Source organism: Microcoleus harperi Pol14_C6, from assembly GCF_036701295.1.
Lineage (GTDB): Bacteria > Cyanobacteriota > Cyanobacteriia > Cyanobacteriales > Microcoleaceae > Microcoleus.
On record NZ_JAUBQN010000002.1, the window covers coordinates 129,600 to 142,070 of the forward strand.

A 12,471-nucleotide genomic window follows, 5' to 3' on the forward strand; every position below is an offset into this window, starting at 1 on the left:
AAATGCTCGTCCGTCCGACTCGTCAGCATTTGTAAAGTGGGGTGCATGAAAGTCGATCGACTCAACGGAATTTAACCCAATGGCTCAACCTGAGACCGAATGGCTGGTGAAATGCACTACATTCGAGGTTACACAGGTAAGCCGTTAGTGCTGATTCGCGGTTTTGCGCAAAGCTGGCGATCGGGGCATCCCATCCTCAACGAGCTCGCTGCTAAACAGGATCGGCTTGCTTACGGAGAAATCAGCAAAGTTTGTCGGTGGGTTCGATCGCACATCGCCTCGCGATCGGTTGGCACTCCCAATCCGTTCCTCTGAGTGCATCGTTGTGTCGATCGTACCTTCCCCCGTCCCACCCAACAATCTAATCAATCTCGCAACCATAATATCGGATAATTGTAAAGCAATTCACCAAGCCAACAGCATGAGTATTGACCAATTAAACACAGACTACGGCATTGCCGACCACCTCACCTTCGCTACGGGAAACGGTGGTTTCCCGATGATTCACATCGACAACGGTCAAGCCAAAGCCTTAATTTCTGTGTATTCCGGTCAAGTGCTCTCCTTTCAACCAGCCACCGAAACCACAGACTTGATGTTTGTCAGCGAAAAAGCCTACTACGCCGAAGGGAAAGCCATCAAAGGCGGTATACCCATCTGTTGGCCCTGGTTTGGCCCCGATCCCGAAGCCTTGGGGCGTCCGAGTCATGGGTTTGTGCGGAATCGCCTCTGGAATGTCCTAGAAACCGCCACAAACCCAGACGGCGCAACCAAAGTCACTCTCGGACTCAAGGATACCGATGAAACTAGAGCAATTTGGCCCCAAGCCTTTGAACTGGCGATCGTGATTACGATCGGCACCAGCCTCACTGTAGAATTAATCACCCGCAATTTAGGCGACAAAGCATTTCCCCTCACCCAAGCTTTGCACACCTATTTCCAAGTCGGCGATATCAACCGCGTGCAGGTTTTAGGTTTAGAAAATAGCCAGTATCTTGATAAAGCGGATGGTGGTGTCGAAAAAACTCAAGTGGGTGCAGTGGTAGTAACAGGTGAAGTCGATCGCATTTATCTCGATGTCAGCAATGAATTAGTCATTGACGATAGCGCCCTCAATCGCCGTATTCACATTAAATCCTCTGGTAGTAAATCTGTCGTAGTCTGGAATCCTTGGGTGACAATTTCTGCAAATATGGCCGACCTTGATGATGCAGATTATCAGCGTTTACTCTGTGTAGAAACGACCAATGCAGCTACAGATATTGTGGAAGTTCCCGCTCATGGTGAGTTCCGCTTGCAGGCAATTTACAGCGTTGAACGCGACTAAGGAATTAGAGCTTAATCTTAGCGGTGATGGGGCCAAAATTCCCAGTAAGCGGTTCAACATTTCAATTGGATATTTTGGGCGTTGCTAAAATCCCACCCACAAGACTGGGATTGTTTCTTTAAATACAACTTAAATGCCGATTATCTGATTAATTGAAAAACTCTGTCACCCTAATGACTAATAATACCCAATCCAAAAGTTCTCCCCTGTTTATTTCTTAGTCCGCGAAAGACGTTCGGCGAATCTGAGTCGAACCGTATAGCAGCAGACGAAAGTTTGTACGAGCGGTTTCAACCGCCGACTCAGATATTTTTACTTACCATAAATTATTATGCAAAACTTCAACTGGACAAAACTTCAAAATGGATCGGACATTCGCGGTATCGCCCTCGAAGGCGTTCCCAATGAAAAAGTCAACCTCACCCCCGAAATTGCCACAATCTTAGGTAAATCCTTTGTCAGTTGGCTGGTGCAAAAAGTCAACAAACCCACCGCAGAATTAACGATCGCGATCGGTCGTGACAGTCGCCTATCAGGCCCAACCTTAATGCAAGCAGTCATGGAGGGAATCGCCTCAGTTGGTGCAACCGTGTACGACTTTGAAATGGCCTCAACCCCCGCCATGTTTATGAGTACCATTACCCCTGGTTTTGATTGCGACGGCGCGATTATGCTCACTGCTAGCCATTTGCCCTTTAATCGAAACGGCTTAAAGTTTTTCACCGCCAAAGGTGGGTTACAAAAACAGGATATTACAAATATCTTAGCAGTAGCCCAAGGGAATAACTTTCAGCCAGCCACGTCGCCAGGTAACATTACAAAGCATGATTTCATCTCTGTTTATGCTAACCAATTTGTCACAAAAATTCGGGAAGCAGTCAATCATCCCGATAATTTTGAGCAGCCGCTGACAGGATTAAAAATTGTTGTAGATGCAGGAAATGGTGCTGGCGGTTTTTATGTTGATAAAGTCTTAAAACCTTTAGGTGCAGACACCACGGGCAGTCAGTTTTTAGAACCCGATGGTACTTTCCCCAATCATGTGCCAAATCCCGAAGATAAACAGGCAATGCAGTCAATTTGTCAAGCGGTAATTGAACATCAAGCTGATTTTGGGATTATTTTTGATACCGATGTCGATCGCAGTGCGGCCGTCGATCAAGTTGGCAAGGAACTCAATCGCAATCGCTTAATTGCGTTGATTTCTGCGATCGTATTAAAAGAACACCCTGGCTCTACCATTGTCACCGATTCTATCACTTCCGATGGCTTGACACAATTCATCGAACAGGATCTAAAAGGGATTCACCACCGCTTTAAACGCGGCTACAAAAATGTGATTGACGAGTCGATACGGATCAATGAAGCCGGACAGGAATCATGGCTGGCGATTGAAACATCGGGACATGGAGCTTTGAAAGAAAATTACTTTTTGGATGATGGCGCTTATTTGGTCAGCAAATTATTGATTGAATTGGCTAAGTCAAAGCTAGCAAATCAATCTTTGCCAGATTTAATTGCGAATTTAAAAGAGCCAGAAGAAAGTGCAGAATTTCGGATTAAACTTGGGGTAGATGATTTCAAGGCTCACGGCGAGTTCGTTATTGAACAACTGAAAGAATTTGTCTCAACGCAACAAGACTGGAAAATAGTTCCCAATAACTACGAAGGTCTGCGAATTTCCTGCACGTCAGCTAGCGAATCCGGCTGGTTTCTGTTACGCTTATCACTCCACGATCCGGTGATGCCTTTGAATGTGGAGTCTAATGTTAAGGGTGGTGTTGCTCACATAGTCGATCGGCTTTTAGCTTTTTTCCAAACCACCGAGTCCCTTGATTTTTCGGCACTATCGATCTAAGTTTTATTGGTGTCAGACTATTACTAAACCCAACCCAAGGAGGAATTTAATCATGTGGCTTTTAATCATAAAATGTTCTGCTGAAAGCTGGGAGACCCATTCCAAAGCTTTCAAAGCCATCGCTGCCAAATATCCGGCCACGCCTTCCTCTTCCAAAAAGATGAAAAACGACGGTCAACGCATCATGGAATATCAGCTTGAGAATGTCAATGATGTAGAGGAATTTATGGAAGAATGCTTGACATTAGATGGTTTCACTGCTACCTTTGAATCCCTATAATTCTAGGTGCTAATATTTATTATAGCAAGTCTCAATTTTTATCTCATACCATTTTAGAGGTGAGATTTTAAAATTGGGAATTAATACTATTTTGCCAAAAACAGGCTAGAATAACTAGAGAGTTTGAGGAAGGTTGTCGGAAACTAAACGGCAAAGAAAGAATTGATTTAACAGATATTGAGTTAAAAATAATTCTATAGCGCCGTGAACTTATAACTAATACCAATTGTTAAAAATTATGTAATAGTACCTAGGACTGATAAAATATAATCATCCGGTTAGAGATGAAGAGTGTTTCTGTTGAAACTTGGGTTCTCGTATATTTGTAATGGTAACTGTAGTGTGAGCGTCTGCCTCAAGCGGGCTTTCCTCCCCGCGCTACGAGAATTTTTATTATTCTTATCACCTCAAGTTAAGTATTTATTTAAGTTAGTCTCTAATCTCCAAATCTGTGGCCAAGCTTTTTACCTAAGGCTTTTTCTCTCGACTTATTGCGGATTGCTATAGTTAGTCTAGATAGTTAAAAATATATCAGCGAGACAAAGATTAAGGACACCTAGTGATGATAATGACTGTGAGTCGAGGCAACGGCGGGCTAAGTGCGGAAATAGTTACGGGTCGGATTTTGCGGTGGCGGCAGTTTAAAGCAAACAAGCTAACCGCCGCTTCGATCGGGGGAATTGTTGCTGGCCTTCTAAGTTTTGCCCTGCCGGTGCAAGCTTTGCAGGTAGTTGTGACGCCGACAAATCCAGAACTGGGAGATACGCTGTCAGTAATGATTCAGGTTGACGGTAACGGCGGGGAAACTCCAAAAGTTTCTCTACAGCAAAAAAACTACCCCGCGTTTCCCATCGGCAACGGCCGCTTTCGGGCCTTGCTGCCGACGACGCCGGTAGAGAAAGCCGGTACCCGCCAAATCCAAGTCACAGGTGACGGACAAGTGCAGAAGTTGAGCGTGCAAGTGCGCGATCGAGATTTTCCCACTCAATCCATCTGGCTACCTCCCGGGAAAGACGAGGAAGGTACAGATGCTGAATTCGATCGCGTAGACGCATTTAAAGCACTGGTGACACCCGAAAAATTTTGGGACGGCAAATTGTTGCGCCCTAACTCCGGCGAAATTACTACTATTTACGGGGTGCGACGTTATTATAATGGGGTATTTGCTCAAGACTACTACCACCGCGGCGTTGATTACGCAGGTGCTTACGGTTCCCCTGTCGTGGCACCGGCAGCAGGTCGCGTGTCTTTAGTGGGACGCGAATCGCAAGGCTTCAAAATCCACGGGAACGTGGTTGGTATCGACCACGGTCAGGGGGTAGCAAGTATTTTGATGCACCTCAGCCGGATTGATGTCAAGGAAGGCGATGTCGTGAAAGCCGGTCAAGTAATCGGTGCTCTGGGGTCAACGGGGGCTGCTACAGGTCCTCACCTGCACTGGGGATTGTACGTGCACGGGCAGTCCGTCGATCCTGTACCTTGGCGGCTTCAGGGAGTTGAGTAGGAATTTTTACAGGTTTTGACGGATTTATCAGTCAATTATGGGGTAAGTTTGTGGCTGGGGTGTGCAGATAACTGTTATGGGTTATCTGTAATTGAGTTAGGATTTGTATAAAATTTCTCAACTCAACCCTCACAACTCAAATCTCAAGACGCTAACCATCGCGTCTTCACAAAACTTTATTAATGATGCCGTTGAGCGGGGACGCATATATGAGTATTGAAAAAATTGTTGAACAGGCTTTGCAGGATGGTTATTTAACGCCGTCTATGGAAGCTGAGGTGGGACGGATCTGCAATACGGCTTCGGAATTGTCGATCGAAGAGTACATGGCTCTCGATCGTCTGATGGGATCTTTGTTGACTGGGGAAGTAGTGGTTCTGCCACGCAAACAGTTCATCAACGTTATGGAAGAGTTGGTACTCAGCGATGCGATCGCTAGGGTGGCAGAAATTGAGGCGACGAGCGACCTGAGTCTCGATGTGGGAGATATTGCAGCTTATGCTTTAAATAGGCTGCCACCTCTGTACGCTACGACGGAAGAGGGCGCTCATTTTCAAAGGGCTAGGGCTAAAGAGCAACTTCACGATTTGATTTCCAAAGAAGTCAACGCGGCGATCGCCCGCAACTTGGACAGACCCGACACCCCAAACCCCACAGCTTTGGGCAAGTCTTCTGGAAACGAGGTTCTTTCACAGCTAAGCACTTGGCTGCAAGCTAACGCGACTAATTTTGAGCCGCAGCCTTAGTACCAACCCAACAGCTCTATTTCAGTTAAGTCGATCCCGCTCAATTCAGAAAGCGGGATTTTTAGTTTCTGAGTCAGCAAGATTCATCTGAAGACCGAAGCCAGAAGGCACAAGACCGAAGCCAGAATTCAAGAAAAAAAATTAAAATTTAAGAGTTTTCTTTATTTGTTACATCAAATAAAAAATTTCCTCTTCCTTCTTCCCTCTTCCTTCTTCCTTCTTCCCTCAAACGATTAATTGTTGCTGTCAGAAGAGTCTGCCGAGGGGCCAGCGGTAACTTTTGTTTCTCGCTTTTCGCGTTTTTTCCGTTCCGCTTGGATGACATCTTGAAGCACTATTCGCGCTTGAGCCATTTTTTCCAAATTGCTGCGGTACAAATCTAAATCTTTGCTAACCTTCTCTTCTGGCAGGTGCAAGGCCGCACTGACTTTAGCGATCGCGTCGTTTCGCGTTTCTTGGTCTTTTACTAAGTTAGGGTCAGCTTTTTCTAACAGCGAGAACAAACCGATAGCGAACAAGCGGCTGTACTTAAATTGGGGGTTGCTGGCGATCGCCCCTAAAGACGCTTGCAAATCCGCTGTATCTTCAAAGCTGGTCGAGCGATCGAGCCACGAGAGCAACTCTTGCCCGGAAAGTCTATCCGCCAAGCTTTCCAATCGCTGAGCGTCTTGCTTGTAGCGCTCTGGATCGTCTTCTAGGGACTTGCACAAAGCGTTAAAAATCGAAACTCTGTCTGCTTCTGGGGCGTACCCAAGCATGAATCGATCGAAAGCTGTCACTACACCCAAAGCATAAATCGGGTCGTATTGAAAATCGGCATTCGCCGAAAGCAAGTGCATTTCTACCATCAACTCTTCCACCACTCGACGGTAAATTGAGTTGATCGGTCGAGTGTGAATCGTATAGAAACTTCGCTTAGTATCTGAAACAGTACGGTTATTGTTCACCTGAGTCTTATAGATAAATAATTTTGCCGTAGCGGGCGTGCCAGCGCGGCGTGAGTAAAGTCGGGGGAGTCAATTCTGCGATCGATCTAACAAAAATTGCCAGTTTTTTAAGCGTTGCCGCCTCCTTGCGAGAAAATATTTTTTATCAAAAATATTTGACGCGCGATCGGCAGCAACAATTAATATGTCGCAATAGGAGGGAAAAACCCCAGTATCTTTACAATCATAGCTTAGCTGGGATCGCTCATAAATCTAATCTTCTGACTTGCCCAGCCTAGATATGACCTATTATCACAATAACTTTTTCTTGTCAACCCCTCATCGTGAAAAATCAAACAAACATGACAATTTCTCCTGAATTAATAGCTTTAGCCCAGTACATGGCGGGCGAATTTGACAACCGGGAACAAGCGCTAGCAGACCCGGCGTGGTACGTCCACCTTCGTATGTGGCAAAGACCACTACCCGTTCCTTTATTTTCTGAACCCAGCATTGCCCTATTTGCCGAACAAGCCAACATTCTGGAATTAGACAAGCCATACCGCCCCCGCATCGTGCAACTGAGGCACTCACAGATAGTGCCGGGACTGATTGAAGCTCAGTATTATATGTTCAAGGATATCGCAGCCGTCAAAGGAGCCGGTTGCAACCCCGACTTGCTTGGAAAGCTAACGAAGGAGCAAATCCAACTCCTTCCCGGCTGCACCCTCTCGGTTGCGGTGCAAAATTTAGCCTCAAACGGCTATCGCTTTCGCGCATCTTTGCCGGAGGGCACTCGCTGCGGCTTTGCCTACGGGGGGCAAAATTACCAAGTAGACTTGGGATTTGAAGCCGCAGGCGAGGAATTTCTCAGCTACGACAAAGGAATAAACCCCACGACAGGCAAGGCTATCTGGGGAGCTTTAATGGGCCCTTTTAGATTTGTCAAGCGTCAGGATTTTGCTGCTGAGATATTGGTTTGAAGCAAGAAGCAACAAGAAACAAGGAAGAAAGATTTAGCTATCTAGGATAGAAGGCAAGACTTTACCTTGACCTATTCTTCTACTTTAGTGTTTTGGTGAACCTCTCAACCTCTCAAGAAAGGAAGAAAGCATAAGGAAGCTGGCAAGAATTTACCTGCTTCCTGTTCTTGTGCAGGGTTCCGGCGCATTTTGACAGCCTCAAGCTTAAATTGCGCTTACACCGCAACCGATGCAAGCGGGAATGGTCAACTTGCGCGTGGCACCCCCTCTAGAGCTTCTTCTTCCGTTTCAAAGATTTCAAACACAGAATCCATCATGGTGACTTCAAACACCAGTTTGGCTTCGGGATGAACATTGCAAATGCGGAAACTTCCCTTAACTTTATCCGCATCCCGCATACCTGCTACAAGTGAGGTCAGGCCAGAGCTATCGATAAAGTTAACCTGACCAAGATTCACTACAACATGGCGGCTAAGTTTGGAAATACACTCTTGCAACTTGAGGCGGAATTGCCAAGCTGTAGTGATGTCCAACCGTCCTGTCGGTGCTAAGACGATAACTGTTGTACCGTCTTGAAGCGTGTGGGTTTTTTGATCAATATGAATCACTGACCCTTCCCTCAAATTTATTATCTATCGCGGTGGTTACTGTCCCAGTAGTTTAACTCAGGTCGGTGACTGCTGAGGCATCCAATTCGCCCAATCTTGCGGTTTTAAGAACTTGGAGTAGAGTTCGGCTTCGGGAGAGTTGGGTTCTGGCTCGTAACAGTATTCCCAGCGTACCAAAGGTGGCAGGGACATGAGAATCGATTCGGTGCGTCCGTTGGTCTGCAAGCCAAAGGTCGTGCCTCGATCGTACACCAAGTTAAATTCAACGTAACGGCCGCGGCGGTAAAGTTGGAAATTACGCTCGCGCTCGCCGTATTCTTTCGATCGGTGCTTTTCAATAATAGGGGTGTAAGCCGGCAAAAATGCCCGGCCGCAATCCTGTACGAAGGCGAACAGCGACTCCCAAGTTCTAGGTTCCGGCACGCCGATGTTGTTGCTGCACTCAGCGGCTTTGCCTTTGACATGATGGTCGCGGTAAAGCGCGCCTTGAGCGCTTTGGTAGTCAAAAAACAGGCCGCCCACGCCGCGGGTTTCTTGGCGGTGGGGGAGGTAGAAATATTCGTCGCACCAGAGTTTAAATGTCGGATAATATCCGGGATGGTGGCGATCGCAAGCTGCTTTCAGAGTTTTGTGAAAATGAGCTGCATCCTCAGCCAACGGGTAATAAGGAGTCAAATCCACACCGCCGCCAAACCACCAAATCGGCCCGGCCTCAAAATAGCGGTAATTCAGGTGAACTGTGGGCAAGTAGGGATTGCGGGGGTGCAGCACCATCGAAGTACCCGTTGCATAGAAATCGTGACCTGCTGCTTCTGGGTGCTTTGCCAGAATCAAAGCCGGCAAACTTTCGCCCCACACTTGGGAAAAATTGACTCCCCCTTGTTCAAACACGTCGCCTTCGCGCATGACGCGAGAACGTCCGCCGCCGCCTTCGGACCTTTCCCAAGAGTCCTCCTTAAATTTGCCAAGACCATCGAGCTGTTCGAGGGATTGACAAATTTCGTCTTGTAGGCTTTTCATAAATTGGCTGACTCTAGCTCTAGAGTCAGCGGGCGGCAAAAAGGGGGAAGTGGCTGTTTTAAGTGTTGTAGAAACTGTCATAAAATTTTCTGTTGTCAGATTTGAGTCTTAGATGGGCGATGAATCCCAAATCCAGTCGTCATGTAATTATGCCACCGCAGGTCTGCAAATGATCGCTATGAAGTTACATTAAAAAATAGCAATAAAAATATACTTAAACCTGCGATCGAAAATTCGCTAACCCAATTGCAGAGCTATGGTGGAGAACACAATGCCCAATACACTCGATGTTAGTTCAGTCTTAGAAATCCTGCGACCCGTGCAAGACCCCGAACTGCAAAAGAGTTTGGTGGAATTGAACATGATTCGTAACATAAAAATTGACGGCGGTGTCGTCAGTTTTACTTTAGTGCTGACAACGCCTGCTTGCCCGCTGCGAGAATTTATTGTCGAAGATTGCCAAAAAGCGGTCAAACAGTTGCCAGGAGTCGAAAAAGTGGCGGTGGAGGTGACAGCCGAGACGCCCCAGCAAAAGGGAGTGGTCGATCGCCAAGGCATTGAAGGCGTTAAAAATATTATCGCAATTTCCAGCGGCAAAGGCGGCGTCGGCAAAAGCACGGTGGCCGTAAATGTGGCAGTAGCGCTGGCGCAAACCGGCGCTAAGGTGGGTTTGCTGGATGCGGATATCTATGGACCCAACGACCCAAATATGTTGGGTTTAGGGGACGCGAAAGTCATGGTTAGGGACGGAAAAAGCGGAGAAACCCTCGAACCCGCTTTCAACTACGGCGTCAAATTGGTGTCGATGGCGTTTTTAATTGACAAAGACCAGCCCGTGATTTGGCGCGGCCCGATGTTGAACGGCATCATCCGGCAGTTCCTCTACCAGGCGAATTGGGGCGATTTAGACTATCTGATTGTCGATATGCCTCCGGGTACTGGAGACGCGCAGTTGACAATGGCGCAAGCTGTGCCGATGGCTGGTGTGGTGATCGTGACGACGCCGCAGACTGTGGCTTTGTTGGACTCTCGCAAGGGTTTAAAAATGTTCCAGCAGTTGGGAGTGTCGGTATTGGGAATTGTGGAAAACATGAGCTATTTTGTGCCGCCGGATATGCCCGACAAGCAATACGATATTTTCGGTTCCGGTGGCGGGGAAAAGACTGCTGCTGAGTTGGGAGTGCCGCTGTTAGGCTGCATTCCGCTGGAAATTCCGTTGCGGGAAGGTGGCGATTCGGGGGTGCCGATCGTGGTGGGGCAACCGGGTTCTGCTTCCGCTAGGGAGTTGCGGGCGATCGCGGGCCGCATTGCCGGTAAAGTTTCCGTAGCAGCCTTAGCCTAACTCACATCTTGCATTGTTAATCAGCTTTTGATGGGCGGGCGGGACGCCCACCCCAGAAGAAACCTGTTTAGTTTGTGGAACAGGCATCTTGCCTGTTTAGTTTGTGGAACAGGCATCTTGCCTGTTTAGTTTGTGGAACAGACATCTTGCCTGTTTAGTTTGTGGAACAGGCATCTTGCCTGTTTTAGCATCAAGTCTTGATCGCCAAGAAAAGGTAAACTATAAACAGCAAACATAACATTGAAACAATTATGATTTTTCCAGGTTCGGCAGTTCGAGTTAAAGATAAGGGTGAGATTTACTACGCCTTTCAAGGACAAGTCCAGCGAGTTACCGACGGAAAGGTCGCGGTACTGTTTGAAGGCGGGAATTGGGACAAGCTGATTACGTTCCGCCTGTCGCAGTTGGAACTTGTCGATGCTACGGCTGGCCGCGCGAAATAGTCAGCGGTTATTAGTCATTGGTAATGGGTAATCTGTAATTTGTAATTGGTAAAGTACCCAAGACCAGGCTACTAAATGAAAACCCTTGACTAATGACTAATGACTGATAACTGATGACTAATGACTAATCACTAAAACTATGCGTTTACCTTTACCCCAATTTGCTATAAAAGAGCGCCATCCCGATCGCATTGCTGAGGTAATCGAGACCGCAACTTCGGAGTTTTTGGCTCAATGTTTGGAACCGGAAGACTTAAGCTTTCCCGTGATGCCGCCTTTTGGGAGTTGGGTGAAGGCCGAGGATGAAGAGTCGAAAAATCAAATTTACGGTGTGGTTTATTACGCTACGACTAGCCCGATCGACTCGGTACACAGAGCTCGCGCTTTGGGTTTGTCGCTGGAAGAGTTGCGGGAAGAACAACCGCAGATTTTTGCGATGCTCAAAACCGAGTTTCGAGTGGCGATTGTGGGGTTTGAGGCTGCGCCGGAAAGGTTCAACGGTCACGGCCCATCGAGGGGTAAAATTTATCAGTATTTGCCGCCGCGCCCGCCACAAATTCACCAGGCGGTTTATCGCTGCGAACCCGATGAGGTGATTGATTTTACCGTGCAGTTGGATTTTTTGAGGACGCTGCTGGGAGTGGCTAATGCGCCGGTGGATGCGCTGACGGCGGCGGCGATTCGGGAGATTTATCTGTTGCGGATGCGCGATCGATCTTGGTTGGTGGAAGCGGGGAGGAGTTTGAGTGTTTTGTTGAAGGATGATTATGACAGGTTGCGGGTAATTTTGAGTCAGATTCATCCCTAGGAGGAAGCTGGAATAAGATAATCTGGACTTACGCAAAAAGTGGTTTGACGTGCTACTTATAGCAGTAAGGTGCGCATTGCGCACCCTACATAATTAGGTTCTGCGTAAGTCCAGGTCAGGTTTTTTTGGAGAAAAAATATTTTATGTGGGTAGAGATAACAGCAGTAAATCAAGTTCCCGAATGGGGTGTGTTGAAGGTAAAAGTTGACGAAACTTCAGTGATTTTGAATCGTCAAGGCATGAATGTCACTTGTTACCGAAATGCTTGCACTCATTTAGAATATCCGATCGACATGGGTAAGGTAAGCAGCGGTATCATTACCTGTCCGTTTCATAAGTATCAGTACAAATTAGATACTGGTAAATGTTTGAATGCACCCAGCGATGCCCTGGAATCTTATCCGGTAAAAATTGAGGGCGATCGAGTTTTTGTAGAAATAGATTAGTTATTCGTTATTCGTTAAGTCCGACAGGGGTTTAAACCCCTGTCTCATAGCTAAAGTCGTCTCAAGACGACTGTAGATTAATACTTGATATCAAGTCCGGCTTAAATACTCCCTCACTCTCTTTGTCTGCGGAGGCAGACTTTGTTTGACAAGGAGCGGTTTCAACCGCCGAACCATGGA

The 12,471-nt window shown here is 47.0% G+C and carries 14 protein-coding genes; 11 read left to right on the forward strand and 3 right to left on the reverse strand.

The genetic code is table 11. From position 1 onward, the window contains the following. Window positions 1–99 precede the first annotated feature (99 nt). The 6 genes from QUA27_RS02220 (at window position 100) to QUA27_RS02245 (ending at window position 5,715) form a co-directional block, all read left to right on the forward strand. Window positions 100–315 carry a hypothetical protein gene (locus QUA27_RS02220; RefSeq protein WP_333066077.1) on the forward strand — a complete coding sequence of 72 codons (216 nt, stop codon included), beginning with the start codon at window positions 100–102 and terminating at the stop codon, window positions 313–315. 106 nt (window positions 316–421) lie between these two features. Continuing rightward, window positions 422–1,327 (forward strand): D-hexose-6-phosphate mutarotase, encoded by a 906-nt coding sequence (locus QUA27_RS02225; protein ID WP_333066078.1) that lies wholly within the window; start codon window positions 422–424, stop codon window positions 1,325–1,327. 331 nt (window positions 1,328–1,658) lie between these two features. After that, window positions 1,659–3,185 (forward strand): phosphomannomutase/phosphoglucomutase, encoded by a 1,527-nt coding sequence (locus tag QUA27_RS02230; protein WP_333066080.1) that lies wholly within the window; start codon window positions 1,659–1,661, stop codon window positions 3,183–3,185. Window positions 3,186–3,237: 52 nt separating this feature from the next. Next, the gene (locus tag QUA27_RS02235; RefSeq protein ID WP_333066081.1) at window positions 3,238–3,465 is read left to right on the forward strand and encodes a hypothetical protein; all 228 of its coding nucleotides are present in this window, start codon (window positions 3,238–3,240) and stop codon (window positions 3,463–3,465) included. A gap of 562 nt (window positions 3,466–4,027) precedes the next feature. Continuing rightward, window positions 4,028–4,969, forward strand: a complete 942-nt coding sequence (locus tag QUA27_RS02240) for a M23 family metallopeptidase (RefSeq protein ID WP_333066082.1) — start codon at window positions 4,028–4,030, stop codon at window positions 4,967–4,969. Window positions 4,970–5,178: 209 nt separating this feature from the next. After that, window positions 5,179–5,715, forward strand: a complete 537-nt coding sequence (locus QUA27_RS02245) for a late competence development ComFB family protein (RefSeq protein ID WP_006631395.1) — start codon at window positions 5,179–5,181, stop codon at window positions 5,713–5,715. 233 nt (window positions 5,716–5,948) lie between these two features. Here the strand turns inward: QUA27_RS02245 and psb29 are convergent, their stop codons facing one another. Continuing rightward, complete coding sequence (gene psb29 / locus QUA27_RS02250; protein ID WP_333066083.1) at window positions 5,949–6,662, reverse strand: photosystem II biogenesis protein Psp29; 714 nt, start codon at window positions 6,660–6,662, stop codon at window positions 5,949–5,951. 341 nt (window positions 6,663–7,003) lie between these two features. On the opposite strand from psb29, the gene QUA27_RS02255 reads away from it, so the two are divergent. Next, on the forward strand, window positions 7,004–7,624 hold the full coding sequence (locus QUA27_RS02255; protein ID WP_333066084.1) for a chromophore lyase CpcT/CpeT: 621 nt from the start codon (window positions 7,004–7,006) through the stop codon (window positions 7,622–7,624). Window positions 7,625–7,869: 245 nt separating this feature from the next. Here the strand turns inward: QUA27_RS02255 and QUA27_RS02260 are convergent, their stop codons facing one another. Continuing rightward, window positions 7,870–8,232, reverse strand: coding sequence for an STAS domain-containing protein (locus tag QUA27_RS02260; protein ID WP_006631392.1), 363 nt, complete (start codon window positions 8,230–8,232; stop codon window positions 7,870–7,872). A 57-nt stretch (window positions 8,233–8,289) separates the two neighbouring features. Then, entirely contained in the window at window positions 8,290–9,333 is a 1,044-nt protein-coding gene (gene hemF, locus QUA27_RS02265) for an oxygen-dependent coproporphyrinogen oxidase (protein ID WP_333066085.1), read from the reverse strand. Window positions 9,334–9,523: 190 nt separating this feature from the next. Between hemF and QUA27_RS02270 the strand changes: the two genes are divergently transcribed. From QUA27_RS02270 to QUA27_RS02285, 4 genes are all read left to right on the forward strand, one after another. After that, a complete protein-coding gene (locus QUA27_RS02270; RefSeq protein ID WP_333066086.1) occupies window positions 9,524–10,594 on the forward strand; it encodes an Mrp/NBP35 family ATP-binding protein in 1,071 nt (356 codons plus the stop codon). Window positions 10,595–10,845: 251 nt separating this feature from the next. Continuing rightward, the gene (locus QUA27_RS02275) at window positions 10,846–11,037 is read left to right on the forward strand and encodes an NAD(P)H dehydrogenase subunit NdhS (protein ID WP_293145052.1); all 192 of its coding nucleotides are present in this window, start codon (window positions 10,846–10,848) and stop codon (window positions 11,035–11,037) included. A gap of 139 nt (window positions 11,038–11,176) precedes the next feature. Beyond that, on the forward strand, window positions 11,177–11,845 hold the full coding sequence (locus tag QUA27_RS02280; RefSeq protein ID WP_333066088.1) for an HAS-barrel domain-containing protein: 669 nt from the start codon (window positions 11,177–11,179) through the stop codon (window positions 11,843–11,845). Window positions 11,846–11,988: 143 nt separating this feature from the next. Then, the gene (locus QUA27_RS02285; RefSeq protein ID WP_333066090.1) at window positions 11,989–12,291 is read left to right on the forward strand and encodes a Rieske (2Fe-2S) protein; all 303 of its coding nucleotides are present in this window, start codon (window positions 11,989–11,991) and stop codon (window positions 12,289–12,291) included. The last annotated feature ends 180 nt before the right edge of the window (window positions 12,292–12,471 follow it).